Raw genomic sequence first — 13,581 nt, 5'->3', positions numbered from 1 at the left:
CGGAGGTCTCACCGGGTCGGATACGGCGTGGAAGGGATCGCGTCGTCCAGCACGCGGCGCGTGTGGCGCGCGATCATCAGGTTCTCGTCGGTCGGAATCACGCGCACCGTCACGCGCGACGCGTCGCTAGAAATCACCGGCAAGCCGGCCGCGTTCGCCGCGTCGTCGAGCACGATGCCGAGCCACGCGGCGCGATTGCAGATCCGTTCACGCACGTGCGGCGCGTGCTCGCCGATGCCCGCCGTGAACACGAGCGTGTCGAGACCGCCGAGCACGCCGGCCAGCGCGGCGAGCTCGCGGGCCGCGCGATAGGCGAACAGCTCGACCGCATGCGCGGCCGACGGTGCGTCGCTCGCAAGCAGCGTGCGCATGTCGCTCGACACGCCGGACACGCCGAGCAAGCCCGATTCGGCATAGATCAGATGCTCGACCTCGTCGAGCGACCGGCCTGCGTGACGCTGCAGGTACAGGATCACGCCCGGGTCCAGCGCGCCCGTGCGCGTACCCATCGGCAGCCCGTCGACGGCCGTGAACCCCATCGTCGTCGCGACGCTGCGGCCGTTCGCGAGCGCACACAGGCTCGCGCCGTTGCCGAGGTGCGCGACCACCGTCCGCTGCTGCGCCCACGACGGATCGAGGGCCGCGAGCGCCGTCGCGATGTACTCGTACGACAGCCCGTGAAACCCGTAGCGCACGATGCCCTGCTCGGTCAGCGCGCGCGGCAACGCGAACTCCCGTTCGAGCGCCGGCACCGTCGAATGAAACGCGGTGTCGAAACACGCGACCTGCGGCAGGTTCGGCGCAACCGCGGCCACCGCGCGAATCGCGTCGACGTGATGCGGCTGGTGCAGCGGCGCGAGCGGCGAAAGCGACGCGATCGCATCGAGCACGTGCGCGTCGATCCGCACCGGCGCGGTGAAATACGGGCCGCCATGCACGACCCGGTGCCCGACGCCGTCGAACCCGGCCTCCCGCCCGACGTGCGCGGCGAACCACGCGTGCAGCGCCTCGATCGCGCCTTGATGCCCCGGTCGCGCGACGGGGCTGTCGGCGAGCGTTGCGCCGTGCGCATCGGCCACGAACAGATGCGGTGCGCCATGCAGGTTCTCGACCTGCCCGTGCAGGCCCGCATCGAGCGAACGATCGTCGCGCGTGTCGTAGACCGAGAACTTGAGGCTCGACGAGCCTGCGTTGAGCACCAGGACGGGATGTCGCATCGCGGCCTCGTCAGTGTGCGTCGGCCGCAATCGCCGGCGCGTCCACGGGCGTCGCCGTGGCGCGCGCCGCCGCCGCGACGAGCGCCGCGACCGCGCAGCTCGCCAGGCGCGTGCGTTCGCTGTCGGCGCGACTCGTCAGGATCACCGGCACGCGCGCACCGAGCACGATGCCGGCCGCATCGGCATTCGCGAGGAACGTCAGCTCCTTTGCGAGCATGTTGCCGGCCTCGAGATCGGGCACGAGCAGGATGTCCGCATCGCCCGCGACCGCGGAACCGAGATGCTTGAGCCGCGCGGCCTCCGGGCTGATCGCGTTGTCGAACGCGAGCGGCCCGTCGAGCAGCGCGCCGGTGATCTGGCCGCGCTCGGCCATCTTGCACAGCGCGGCCGCGTCGAGCGTCGACGGCAGCTTCGAGCTGACCGTCTCGACCGCCGACAGGATCGCCACCTTCGGCCGGGCGATGCCGAGCGCATGCGCGAGATCGATCGCGTTCTGCGCGATGTCGGCCTTCTGTTCGAGCGTCGGACGGATATTGACGGCGGCGTCGGTGATGAACAGCGGCTTGGGGTAAGTCGGCACGTCCATGATGAACACGTGGCTCAGGCGCCGCCCGGTGCGCAGCCCCGTGTCGGCGCACACCACCTCCGCCAGCAACTCGTCGGTGTGCAGGCTGCCCTTCATCAGCGCCTGCGCGTCGCCCGCGCGCACCAGCTCGACGGCGCGCGCCGCCGACGCATGACTGTGCGGCGCGTCCACGAGACGATAGCCGGACAGATCGATACCGAGCGTCGCGGCGAGCATCGTGATCCGCGCCACCGGGCCGACCAGCACGGGCACGATGATCCCGGCCCGGGCGGCGGCGGCGGCCGCGTGCAGCGATACCTCGTCGCAGGGATGCGCGACCGCGACCGTCACAGGCCGCAACGCGTGGCAACGCGCAATCAGCGCGTCGTATTTCTGATGCGTGTGCAATTCGGTCATCGACTGCCCCTTCGCAAGGATCACGTGAACGGATTCTGGTGCGGGACCGGGCGAAGTCGTTTGATTTCCGTCAATCGTTTCAGGTGAAGTCCCGATAGCATGAATCCGCACGATGACATCCGGACGGCCGCAACGCCCCCCCTGACATGCACATACGCGAAATCCGCTCGAAGATCGCCAGTACCTCGTCCACGCGCAAGATCACGAAGGCGATGGAAATGATGGCGCGCACCAAGATGGCGAGCGCGCAGCGACGCGCGCGCGAGTTCCGCCCGTATGCGGCGCGCATCGCCGCGATGGCGGAACGCGTGCTGCGAGACCGTCCCGACCACGTATCGGCGCTGATGGCGCGACGCGATACCGTGCGCCGCGTCGGCCTGATCGTCGTCAGCACCGATCGCGGGCTGTGCGGCCCGCTCAATGCGCGGCTGCTCGTCGAATGCGTGGATGCGCTCGAACGCTGGGACCGTGCCGGTGTCGCATGCGAGTTGAGCGTGATCGGTGCGCGCGGCCTCGCGCCGCTGCTGCGCCACGGCGCGACCATCGCCGCGCGTGCGAGCGGCCTGGCCGCCGAGCCGCACTTCGAGCAGTTGCTCGGTGCGCTGCTCGTGCCGCTGACCGCGTTCGTCAACGGCGAGCTCGACGAAGTACACGTCGCATACAACCGGCTGACGAGCCCGCTCGCGTACGAGCCGCGCATCGATGCGATGCTGCCGATCGTGGGGCTCGACACCGGCGCGCCGACCGACGGCGCGCCCGTGTCCGCACCCGCGTCCGACTATCTGTACGAGCCCGCGCCCAAACCGGTCGTCGACACGTTGCTGCTGCGCTACGTCGAGGCGACGCTCTATCAGGCCGTCGTCGAGAACTACGCGTGCGAGCAATGCGCGCGGATGTTCAGCATGCAGACCGCGACAGACAACGCCGACCGCGTGTTGCGCGAACTGCGGCACCTGTACCAGAAGACGCGACAGGCGCAGATCACCACCGAGCTGTGCGAAATCGTCGCCGGCGCGGCGGCGGTCTGAAGGAGCATGCATGAAGACGTCGATGAGGCTCGACATCGTAAGCGTGGAAGCGGTGCTGTATGCTGGCGACGCGCATTTCGTCGTCGTTCCGGGGGAAAGCGGAGAACTGGGGATCTACCCGCACCACGCGCCGCTGCTCACGCGGATCCGGCCGGGCGTCGTGATGCTCGTCGATGCGCCGACCGGCGAGCATCGCCGCCTGCTCGTCGCGGGCGGCGTGCTGGAGGTCAGCCGGGACGGCGTGACGCTGATCGCCGATCACGCGTTGCGCACGCCCGAACTCGACGACCTGCGCGCACGCGAAGCGCGGCATGCGGCCGACGACTGGCGCCAGCGCTACGCACACGAAAACCGGCGCGCGTTCGATTTCGCGTCGGCCCGCACGGAATTGATGGATGAAATTCGACGCTTCTTTGCGATGGCGCTGCGGCAACAATCGCCGCACGACAAGCCGGGCAGCGCGGGCTAGACACCGGCGCCGGCCCCGGTGCCGCCCGCTCAGTCGCGCAGCTTGCGAAACCGCGGCGTGCCGTCTTCGAGGTTGCCGTTGAACATCGCTTCCGGCCGCACCCACAGCCCGCGCGCATGCGGCCACAGATGCTCGTAGACGACCACCGATTCCTCGGTTTCGGAATGGCGCGCAACGCCGATGTAGCGGTACAGGCCGCCCTTGTAGTGGCGGTGCGTCGCGAGCTGTTCGGCTTCCTGTTCGGTCATGGTGTGCTTCTCTTCGGCAAAAACGGAAAGCGCGTATTGTATGCGCTGCGGCGCGCGTCAGCGTTTCGTGTAGATGTCGGGCCGGCGGATCTCCATCAGCCGCTCGGGATTCGCCGGCGGACCGAAACCGACCGGCCGGTACAGCGCGTGCGCGTCGGTCGTCGCGAGCATGATGCGGCGCAGCCGCTGCACCATCTGCTGCGCGAAGATATGGTCGATCAGTGCGCGGCCGTAGCCGTTGCCGCGTTCGGCCGGCAGCACGAACACGTCGCACAGATACGCGAACGTCGCGTGATCGGTGACGAGCCGCGCAAACCCGACGAGCCGGTCGCCGACATACGCGCCGAAGCACAGCGAGCCCTCGATCGCCCGCTCGACCACGTCGCGCGGAATGCCCTGCGACCAATACGCGTCGCGATGCAGGAAATCGAAGATCGCGTCGATGTCGAGTTCGCGCTTGTCGGTGGAAATTCTCAGCGTGGCGGGGGTGGCTGCGGGCACGTCTGTTCTCCGGTTCGAGGGGCGGAAGGCGGAGCATCGACGATACCGCGCCGTGGGGGGCGGGACAAGGGGCACTGGAGTCCGCCGTGGACGAACAGCCGCACTGCCACCCTCGATTCGGCGACAATGGCACCCGCCGATAAACCCGAGACGCCGCTTCATGACCTTCCGCCTCATCGCCTTCGACTTCGACGGCACGCTCGCCGATTCGCTCGACAGTTTTCTCGCCGCGCTGACGGAAGCCTCGCGCCTGCACGGCTTTCGCGACGCCACGCCCGAACTGCGCCCGGCGCTGCGCGGGATGTCGGCGCGCGACATCGTTCGCGCGCTCGGCGTGCCGATGTGGAAAGTGCCGCGCGTGACGATCGACATGCGCCGCCTGATGCGGCCGCGCGTCGCGCACGTGCAACTGTTCCCCGGCGTCGCCGAAACATTCGACGCGCTCGCCGCGCGCGGCATCCGCATCGCGATCGCCACGTCGAATACCGAGGAGATCGTGCGTGACCGGCTTGGTCCGCGCGCCGGCGCACGCGTCGACCATTTCGCGTGCGGCATTCCGCTGTTCGGCAAGGCGCGCCGTCTGCGCGCGCTCGTTCGCGAGGCCGGAGTGCGCGCAGACGAAGTGCTGTACGTCGGCGACGAAATCCGCGATGCCGACGCGGCTCGGCGTGCACATATTGCATTTCAGGGCGTCGCGTGGGGCTACACCGCGCCCGACGCGTTGCAGGCGCATTGCGCGACGCCGTTGCTGCCGCGCCTCGATGCGCTGCTCGATCGCGTGTGACGCTTTCACGCACGCCACGCCCGCACCCCGCCCCTCGCACGACGCGCCGCGACGACAACTGCCGCGACGACATCGCACCGCTGAAATGCCGATGACACGCGCACGCATCTCATCCATTGCATGCGCCACGCGCACGCAAAAATTGCCGCCGCCACATGCGTATCAGGTACGCCCTACCGGGCTGCGCGCGTGCTCATCGTTTCGTCTTACCAACCGTTACACAAGCCACAGCACGGTTGCACCTGCTACCCGACCGCTCTCCTAGAATCAGTCGGGCCGGAAAACACTTCGAACGCCGCCGCGGCAGAGCGGCAGTCGAACCCGGCCCGGGCGCGCCCGGTCTCTCGCACAGCGACGGATCGCACGATCCGTTTTTCAACCAGAGTCCCGATCGAGGAGGTCCCATGAACCGCTTTCCCCACCTTTCGCGCCTTGCCTTGTCTGCCGCTGGCCTGCTTCTCGTCGCCGTGACGGCGACCGCGCAAACCGCGCAACCGGCACCCGGCGCATCGGCTGCGCCGGCCGCGACCGCGACGCGCATCCACGAAGCCGACCAGACCTTCATCAACGACGGCACGAAGACCGTGTCGACCCAGCACGACGCCGCGCGCATCGCCGATGCGCGCACGTCGGACAGCCAGGTCAAGGCGTTCGCGCAACGCGTGTCGACCGACGATGCGAAGATCATCCAGGCGATGCGCGCGGCCAGCCCGCGCGGCGTCGACGTGCCGGCCAACGACCCCGACACGACCGTGCTGAACGGCATCAAGAGCCTGCGCGGCGCCGAGTTCGACAAGGCGTATATCGAACAGGTCGCGCTCGCCGGCCAGCAGAAGGCGATCTCGGCGTTCCAGGCCGAAATCGCATCGGGCCGCGACACCAAGCTGAAGGAAGTCGCCCGCCAGGCGCTACCGATCCTGCAGGCGCACTACGCGGATGCACAGAAGCTCGCGCAGCGTCATCACCTCGCATCGGCGCAGTAATTCATCCGATGCAGCGCCGCGCATCGCGCGCGGCGCACCGTTTCCCCCGCCGTCGCGCCGCCGCCTCCCCTGCCGGCGGCGCGACGCACGTCCCGAGCATCGAGCGCTCCGCCTCGCACGTCACGCGTTACGTCGCCAGCTTCGCGTCGAGTCGCGCCCGCACTTCCGGCCATTCGTCGTCGATGATGCTGAAGCGCACCGAGTTGCGCTTGCGGCCATCCGGCATGATCCGTTCGTGACGCACGATGCCCTCCTGTTTCGCACCGAGCCGCAGGATCGCCGCGCGCGATTTCTCGTTCAGCTCGTCCGTCGTGAACTGCACGCGCACGCATCGCAGCGTGTCGAACGCATAGCCCAGCAGCAACCGCTTCGCTTCGGTATTCGCGCGCGTACGCTGCGCCGATTCGCTCAGCCACGTATGACCGATCTCGAGCTTGCGATTCTTGCGGTCGATTTTCCAGAAGCGCGTGCTGCCGATCACGCGGCCCGATACGCGATCGACGATCACGAACGGCATCACGGTGCCAGCCGCCCGCCCCTGCAACGCCGTGTCGATGTACGCGTCGACCGTCTGCGCGCCGGGCACGACCGTGACCTTCAGGTTCCACAACTCGCCGTCGGCCGCGGCATCCAGCAGCGCCTGCCGGTCGGATGTGTCGAGCGGACGCAGGACGACACGTGCGCCGGTGAGGGTCGGTTGTTCGAGGAAAGACGATGCGTCGGTCATGACGGGATTCCGGAAAATGACGGCGATGGCGGCGAAACGCCCATCATACGGCGGTGCCGCTAGCCGAGGTGGGCGGCCAGCCGGCGGCGGATCGCCTTCGCTTCGGCGCGCAGCGCATCGGCGAACGCGTCGACGAGCAGGTTCTTCGGCCGGTGCTCGGGCACGATCACGCTGACCCGGTACGGAAACGACCGCGTCAGCGGCCGCACGTGCAGGTCGCGGCCGACGAAATCGAGCGCGGTGAGCGGGTTGACGATCGCGGCGCCGAGCCCTTGCCGCACGAACGCACACACCGACACGGCCGACGGCGTGTCGACCACCGAGCGCGGCGCGATGCCGAGTTGCGCGAACGCCTCGTCGATCAGGATGCGATACGGATCGTTCAGCGACAGGCTCACGAACGGGCGATCGGCGAGATCCAGCAGGTCGATCGCGTCCTGCGCGAGCAGCGGATGGCCGCCGGGCAGCACGCACACTTCATCCACTTCGAGCAGCGGCGTGAGCACCGTGCCGGCCGGCGCGACATCGCGCTCGGTCAGCCCGAGGTCATAGCGCTGCGCGGTGAGCCACTCCTCGAGCACGGGCGACTCCTGCGTCGCGACCGACACGCTGACGCCCGCATGCGCGTCGTGAAAGCGCCGGCATGCACCGGGCAGGATCGCGTGCGAGAACGCCGGCAACGCGATTACCGACAGTTGCCCGTCGCGAAACTCGCGCAGGCGCGCGGCCGTCGCCGCGATGCGTTCGAGCCCCGCATACGCGAGCCGCACGTCGTCGAACAGCGTGAGCGCGGCCATCGTCGGGCGCAGCCGGCCGTGCGCGCGTTCGAACAGCGCAAAGCCGACGACCTGCTCCATCCGCGCCAGCTCGCGGCTGATCGTCGGCTGCGACGTGTACAGCATCTCGGCCGCGCGCGTCGTGCTGCCGGTGACCATCAGCGCGCGAAAGACCTCGATATGACGGTGCGTCAGCATGGTCGTATATATCAGAAATGAATCGAATGAAGATAAACAGGCATTTTACTGTATAGCCAATCAGGCGCATCATCCGGCTATCCGTTCATTCGATCCGATTCATCCGCCATGTCCCTCGATTCCCGCCAGCTCGCGACGCTCGCGCAGCAATACGGCACCCCGCTGTGGGTGTACGACGCCGACGTCATTCGCGACCGCATCGCCCAACTGCGCCAGTTCGACGTGATCCGCTATGCGCAGAAGGCAAATTCGAACGTCCATATCCTGAAGCTGATGCGCGACGAAGGCGCATGCGTCGACGCCGTGTCGCTCGGCGAGATCGAGCGCAGCCTCGCGGCCGGGTTCAGCCCGGGCGGCGAGCCGGAAGGCGTCGTATTCACGGCCGACCTGATCGACCGCCCGACGCTCGCGGCGGTGCTGAAACACGGCGTGACCGTGAACGCCGGCTCGCTCGACATGCTCGCGCGCATCGGCGAGCACGCGCCCGGCCACCGCGTGTGGCTGCGCGTCAACCCCGGGTTCGGCCACGGCCACAGCAACAAGACCAACACCGGCGGCCCGCAGAGCAAGCACGGCATCTGGATCGACGACGTGCCGCGCGCGATCGAGATCGTGCGCCAGTACGGGCTGAAGCTGGTCGGCATCCACATGCACATCGGGTCGGGCGTCGACTACGGCCACCTGTCGCAGGTGTGCGATGCGATGGTCGATCTCGTCACGTCGCTCGGCCACGACATCGACGCGATCTCGGCCGGCGGCGGCCTGTCGATTCCGTATCGCGACGGCGAGCCGCGCGTCGACGTCGGACACTACTTCAGCCAGTGGGACGCCGCGCGCAAGCGCATCGAACGGCATCTCGGCCATCCGGTGCGCATCGAGATCGAACCGGGCCGCTTTCTGGTTGCCGAAGCCGGCACGCTCGTCACCGAGGTGCAGGCCGTCAACCGCCGGCCGAAGCACGATTTCGTGCTGATCGACGCGGGCTTCAACGACCTGATGCGCCCGTCGATGTACGGCAGCTATCACGCGGTGTCGGTGCACGCGCACGATGGCGCGCTGCCCGCCGGCCGGCCGCTCGTCGACCTCGCGATCGCCGGGCCGCTGTGCGAATCCGGGGACGTGTTCACGCAGGACGCAGGCGGCGTGGTCACGCACCGCAAGCTCGCGCAGCCGCAGATCGGCGACCTGCTGTTCCTGCACGACGCCGGCGCGTACGGCGCGTCGATGTCCTCGAACTACAACAGCCGGCCGCTCGCGCCGGAAGTGCTCGTCGATCGCGGCACGCCGCGGCTCATCCGCCGCCGGCAGACGATCGGCGAATTGCTCGCGCTCGAAACGTTCGAGTAACCCGCGCGCGGCGTGACGAACGCCAACGGCCAGGCTTGCCGCTACCGGTAGCCTGGCCGTTTTGCCTGGGGTCTTGCTGCCGCGCGCAGGATCGCTATCGCGCGTTCGGCAGCAACGGGCTTGCCGCCAGCCGCGGCGCCTGCATCACCCCACGCGCTGCACGGGCGCCATCTTCGAAAAGTACTTCGCGCCCGCCACGCAGCCGACCACGATTACCGTCACGACGACCATCGACGGCGGCACCGTCTCGTGCAGCAGCCCGGCCGCGAGCAGGAAGCCGAAGAACGGCTGCAGCAGCTGCAACTGGCCGACGCCCGCAATCCCGCCGAGCGCCAGCCCGCGATACCAGAACACGAAGCCGATCAACATGCTGAACAGCGACACGTACGCGAGCCCCCACAGCGCGGCGGCATCGACGCCGTCGAACGACGCGGGCCACGTCAGCCACGTGAGCGGCAGCATCAGCGGCAGCGACAGCACGAGCGCCCACGAGATCACCTGCCAGCCGCCGAGCTGGCGCGACAGGCGCGCGCCTTCCGCATAACCGAGCCCGCACGCGACGATCGCGGCCAGCATCAGCGCATCGCCGACCACCGACGCGTGCCCGCCGTTGCGCAGCGCGAACGCGGCCACCGCGCCGCTGCCGACGATCGAAAAGATCCAGAACGGCAGCCGCGGCCGCTCGCCGCCGCGCCACACGCCGAACAGCGCGGTCGCGAGCGGCAGCAGCCCGACGAACACGATCGCATGCGCGGACGTCACGTGCTTCAGCGCAAGCGCCGTCAGCAACGGAAAACCGACCACGACGCCGAGCGCGACGACGGCCAGCGACACGGCCTCGGTGCGCGACGGCCGCTTCTGCTTCAGCACGACGAGCAGCAGCAGGCCGAGCGCGCCGGCGATCGTCGCGCGGGCGAACGTGAGAAACAGCGGGTCGAGCCCTTGCACCGCGACCCGTGTCGCGGGCAGCGAGCCACTGAAGATGATGACGCCCAGCATGCCGCTGAGCCATCCGTCGGTCGTCTTTTGCACGGTCAACCCTGAATGGAAAGTGGATGACCGATGATCCGCCGCCGGCGAAAACGGCGTAAGCTACAGCCCAATACAATTCAGACAAACTGTACTGGACAACCGGCCGTACAGTTCATCGTCCGCCATGCGCCCTTCCGCCCCGATTCCCGCTCCGCCCGCACCGTCGCGCACGCGCGTGGAAACCGTCATGGACACCCTGCGCGCGCGGATCGCGAGCCGCGCGCTGATGCCCGGTGCGCGCGTGCCGTCGATCCGGATGATGGCCGACGCGCTCAACGTATCGAAATCGACGGTCGTCGATGCGTACGAGCGGCTCGCGAGCGAAGGCGTGCTCGTCGCACGGCGCGGTTCGGGCTTCTATGTGTCGGGCCACGCACCGCCGCTCGCGCTCGCCGAGCTGGGCCCGCGCCTCGATCGCGAGCTCGATCCGCTGTGGCTGTCGCGCCAGTCGCTCGAAGCGGCGCCGACGTCGGTGAAACCCGGTTGCGGGTGGTTGCCGTCGTCGTGGCTGCCCGACGAAAGCCTGCGTCGCGCGCTGCGCGCCGTGTCGCGCGACGAAGCCGATGCGCTGACCGACTATGCGACGCCGCTCGGCCTGCCCGCGCTGCGCCAGCAGCTTGCATGGCGGCTCGCGCAGCACGGCGTCCACGCGGAACCCGCGCAGATCATGCTGACCGACGGCGGCACGCACGCGCTCGACCTCGTGTGCCGCCTGCTGCTGGAGCCGGGCGACACCGTCGTGCTCGACGATCCGTGCTACTTCAACTTCCAGGCGCTGCTGCGCGCGCACCGTGCGCGGATCGTCAGCGTGCCGTTCACGCCGAACGGCCCCGATCTCGTGCGCTTCGAGCAAGCACTCGCCGAGCATCGGCCACGGCTGTACATCACCAACGCCGCGCTGCACAACCCGACGGGCGCGACGCTCGCGCCGCCCGTCGCGCACCGGCTGCTGACGCTCGCGGCCGAGCACGGCCTGCTGATCGTCGAGGACGACATCTTCGCGGATTTCGAGAGCACGCCCGCGCCGCGCCTCGCGGCGTTCGACGGGCTGTCGCGCGTCGTGTCGATCGGCAGCTTCTCGAAGACGCTGTCGGCCGCGATCCGCTGTGGCTATGTCGCCGCGCGGCCGGAATGGATCGACGCGCTCGTCGACCTGAAGCTCGCGACGTCGTTCGGCAACGCGCAGATCGGCGCGAACGTCGTGCATCGGCTGCTGATCGACGGCACGTACCGGCGCCATCTCGACAGCCTGCGCGCGCGGCTCGCGGATGCGATGGGCGAGACGATCCGGCGCCTCGCGCGAGCCGGGCTCGGGATCTGGACGGAGCCGCGCGGCGGGTTGTTCGTGTGGGCGCAATTGCCGGACGGGCTCGACGCGGCGCGCGTCGCACGTCATGCGCTGGACCACGACGTGGTGCTCGCGCCGGGCGACGTATTCAGCGTGTCGCGCAGCGCGTCGTCGTACATGCGCTTCAACGTGTCGCGCTGCAAGGGGCCGGCGGTGTTCGATGCGCTGGCGCGGGCGATGGAGGCGGTGCACCGTGCATCGCACGATACCGAAGCACCGTCGGATGCACACGCGCGCACCGCGTGTCACTCGCTGTCGGCATCGGACAGAATCAGACGCTCCGGCACGTTCGAGCGTGCACCGCGCGACGCGACGTAGTACAGCAGCCCCGGTACGACGATGCCGACGATCCATGACACGTCGACGCCGCCCAGTGCCTCGACCCACGGCCCGGTGTAGAACCCCGTCGCGACGAACGGCATCTGCACGAGCACGCCGAGCACGTAGACGGCGATGCCGACGACGTTCCAGCGGCCATACCGCCCGTCCGGATCGAACAGCGCCGGCACGTCGTAATGCTCACGGGTCACGCAGTAGTAATCGACGAGATTGATCGCGCTCCACGGCGTGAAGAACACGAGCAGAAACAGCAGAAACGACGAGAACGCTTTCAGGAAATCGTGCTGCCCGGCCAGCGCGATGCCGCTCGACGCCGCAACGCTCAGCAGTACGAACGCGATTCGGGTGCGCGACGGGATCTGGCGCCGCCCACCGAAGCCGGTCAGGATCGCTGCGACCGACATCACGCTACCGTATGCGTTGAGCGTCGTGATCGTCAGCTTGCCAAGCGCGATCGTGAAATAGAGCACGGCGGCAATAGCCCCCGTCGCACCGAGGCCGACGATGAAGGCGACCTCGTGTCCGGAGAAGCGCTCGCCGGCGCGCGCGGCGGCCAGCACACCGAACGTCATCGATACCTGCGCCCCGATCACGGTTCCGCAGAACACCGCTGCAAAGGTTTTCGCGGGTGACGTCGTGCGGGGCAAGTAGCGGGAGTAGTCGGCGACATAGGGGCCGTAGGCGATCTGCCAGGATGCGGACAACGAAACCGCGAGCAGGAACGATGCGGGCGTGAAGTGGCGATTCGCGAGCAATGTGTCGAAAGCGTGCCCGTGAAGCAGGCTCGCAAACAGATACAGGAATGCCAGCGTGCCAACGATGCTCGATACGCGCCCCATCGCATGAATCGTTCGGTAGCCGAGGCCCGTGAGCAAGACGACGAGCGCGGAGAAGATGAGGATCGCCGCGGTATGGCCGACGTTCAGCAGCTCCGCGATGGCCTGTCCGGCGAGTACGGTGCCGCCAGCCGAGAATCCAACGTACATCACGCACACGAGCACGAGCGGCACGATCGCGCCATACACGCCGAACTGCACGCGACTCGAGACCATCTGCGGCAGCCCGAGCTGCGGCCCTTGCGCGCCGTGCAGCGCCATCACCGCACCGCCGAGCACCTGACCGGCCAGCAAGCCGATCAACGACCAGAACACATCGCCGCCGAGCACCACCGCCAGCGCGCCCACGACGACCGCCGTTACCTGCAGGTTCGCGCCGAACCACAGGGTAAATTGACTGAACAGGCTGCCGTGGCGCTCGGCATCGGGGATATGGTCGATCGAGCGGCGCTCGATCAGCGACGTATTGGCGACAGGTAAAGCGGTACGTTCCATGCTCGGCTCCTGACCGGTGGAAAACTGCGCTTGGGAGTTCGCTCGAACCGCCGACATCAGGTCACGGTTCTTCGCGTAAATCGCGCGCCGGTCGCGATGACGCGGCGCGCGTGCAGGCTCGATGCATCCTGACGGATGGCAGGATTCAAACCGACGCGGTAAGCGCCGGAACAAGTTCGTGCAGATCGCCGACAAGGCCGTAGTCGGCCACGCTGAAGATCGGTGCTTCGGGATCCTTGTTGATCGCGACGATCACCTTCGAATCCTTCAT

Annotated in this window: 14 protein-coding genes and 1 pseudogene; 6 read left to right on the top strand and 9 right to left on the bottom strand. The window is 68.3% G+C overall.

All coding sequences use genetic code 11. The annotated features are described in order from the left end of the window. Nucleotides 1-8 precede the first annotated feature (8 nt). Both J8I33_RS20430 and J8I33_RS20425 read right to left on the bottom strand, forming a co-directional pair. Complete coding sequence (locus tag J8I33_RS20430) at nucleotides 9-1,217, bottom strand: acetate/propionate family kinase (RefSeq protein WP_209938983.1); 1,209 nt, start codon at nucleotides 1,215-1,217, stop codon at nucleotides 9-11. 10 nt (nucleotides 1,218-1,227) lie between these two features. After that, a complete protein-coding gene (locus tag J8I33_RS20425) occupies nucleotides 1,228-2,310 on the bottom strand; it encodes a phosphate acetyltransferase (protein ID WP_348636022.1) in 1,083 nt (360 codons plus the stop codon). Between the two features lie 35 nt (nucleotides 2,311-2,345). Here J8I33_RS20425 and atpG point away from each other — a divergent pair, with 35 nt between their 5' ends. Together atpG and atpC are read left to right on the top strand one after the other, a co-directional pair. Further along, on the top strand, nucleotides 2,346-3,227 hold the full coding sequence (gene atpG / locus J8I33_RS20420) for an ATP synthase F1 subunit gamma (protein WP_089489552.1): 882 nt from the start codon (nucleotides 2,346-2,348) through the stop codon (nucleotides 3,225-3,227). Between the two features lie 10 nt (nucleotides 3,228-3,237). Then, complete coding sequence (atpC, locus tag J8I33_RS20415; RefSeq protein ID WP_209938981.1) at nucleotides 3,238-3,696, top strand: ATP synthase F1 subunit epsilon; 459 nt, start codon at nucleotides 3,238-3,240, stop codon at nucleotides 3,694-3,696. Between the two features lie 29 nt (nucleotides 3,697-3,725). Here the strand turns inward: atpC and J8I33_RS20410 are convergent, their stop codons facing one another. Next, nucleotides 3,726-3,944, bottom strand: a complete 219-nt coding sequence (locus J8I33_RS20410) for a DUF1653 domain-containing protein (protein ID WP_006480837.1) — start codon at nucleotides 3,942-3,944, stop codon at nucleotides 3,726-3,728. Between the two features lie 57 nt (nucleotides 3,945-4,001). Continuing rightward, nucleotides 4,002-4,445: a GNAT family N-acetyltransferase gene (locus J8I33_RS20405; RefSeq protein WP_050014986.1), complete on the bottom strand. Its 444-nt coding sequence runs from the start codon at nucleotides 4,443-4,445 to the stop codon at nucleotides 4,002-4,004. Nucleotides 4,446-4,605: 160 nt separating this feature from the next. Here J8I33_RS20405 and J8I33_RS20400 point away from each other — a divergent pair, with 160 nt between their 5' ends. After that, a complete protein-coding gene (locus J8I33_RS20400; RefSeq protein ID WP_050014984.1) occupies nucleotides 4,606-5,229 on the top strand; it encodes an HAD hydrolase-like protein in 624 nt (207 codons plus the stop codon). A 404-nt stretch (nucleotides 5,230-5,633) separates the two neighbouring features. Further along, complete coding sequence (locus J8I33_RS20395; protein ID WP_089489553.1) at nucleotides 5,634-6,212, top strand: DUF4142 domain-containing protein; 579 nt, start codon at nucleotides 5,634-5,636, stop codon at nucleotides 6,210-6,212. 127 nt (nucleotides 6,213-6,339) lie between these two features. Here the strand turns inward: J8I33_RS20395 and J8I33_RS20390 are convergent, their stop codons facing one another. Together J8I33_RS20390 and J8I33_RS20385 are read right to left on the bottom strand one after the other, a co-directional pair. Beyond that, on the bottom strand, nucleotides 6,340-6,939 hold the full coding sequence (locus J8I33_RS20390; RefSeq protein ID WP_209938980.1) for a GNAT family protein: 600 nt from the start codon (nucleotides 6,937-6,939) through the stop codon (nucleotides 6,340-6,342). A gap of 59 nt (nucleotides 6,940-6,998) precedes the next feature. Then, complete coding sequence (locus tag J8I33_RS20385) at nucleotides 6,999-7,913, bottom strand: LysR family transcriptional regulator (protein ID WP_050014980.1); 915 nt, start codon at nucleotides 7,911-7,913, stop codon at nucleotides 6,999-7,001. Between the two features lie 108 nt (nucleotides 7,914-8,021). Between J8I33_RS20385 and lysA the strand changes: the two genes are divergently transcribed. Then, nucleotides 8,022-9,260 carry a diaminopimelate decarboxylase gene (lysA, locus tag J8I33_RS20380; protein WP_124556027.1) on the top strand — a complete coding sequence of 413 codons (1,239 nt, stop codon included), beginning with the start codon at nucleotides 8,022-8,024 and terminating at the stop codon, nucleotides 9,258-9,260. A 144-nt stretch (nucleotides 9,261-9,404) separates the two neighbouring features. On the opposite strand, the gene J8I33_RS20375 is transcribed toward lysA, so the two are convergent. Next, nucleotides 9,405-10,292, bottom strand: coding sequence for a DMT family transporter (locus J8I33_RS20375; RefSeq protein ID WP_050014976.1), 888 nt, complete (start codon nucleotides 10,290-10,292; stop codon nucleotides 9,405-9,407). Between the two features lie 124 nt (nucleotides 10,293-10,416). Between J8I33_RS20375 and J8I33_RS20370 the strand changes: the two genes are divergently transcribed. Then, nucleotides 10,417-11,958: a PLP-dependent aminotransferase family protein gene (locus tag J8I33_RS20370; RefSeq protein ID WP_245172261.1), complete on the top strand. Its 1,542-nt coding sequence runs from the start codon at nucleotides 10,417-10,419 to the stop codon at nucleotides 11,956-11,958. On the opposite strand, the gene J8I33_RS20365 is transcribed toward J8I33_RS20370, so the two are convergent. Both J8I33_RS20365 and J8I33_RS20360 read right to left on the bottom strand, forming a co-directional pair. Beyond that, the gene (locus J8I33_RS20365; protein ID WP_209938979.1) at nucleotides 11,886-13,310 is read right to left on the bottom strand and encodes a cytosine permease; all 1,425 of its coding nucleotides are present in this window, start codon (nucleotides 13,308-13,310) and stop codon (nucleotides 11,886-11,888) included. The two genes, J8I33_RS20370 and J8I33_RS20365, sit on opposite strands and share 73 nt — an antisense overlap. Nucleotides 13,311-13,455: 145 nt before the next feature. After that, nucleotides 13,456-13,581: pseudogene (locus J8I33_RS20360) on the bottom strand (electron transfer flavoprotein subunit alpha/FixB family protein); the annotation flags it as partial.

Source organism: Burkholderia sp. AcTa6-5, from assembly GCF_017815075.1.
GTDB lineage: Bacteria > Pseudomonadota > Gammaproteobacteria > Burkholderiales > Burkholderiaceae > Burkholderia > Burkholderia sola.
The sequence above is the reverse complement of the archived record's forward strand: the minus strand, read 5'-3'. Positions and strand labels throughout refer to the sequence as shown.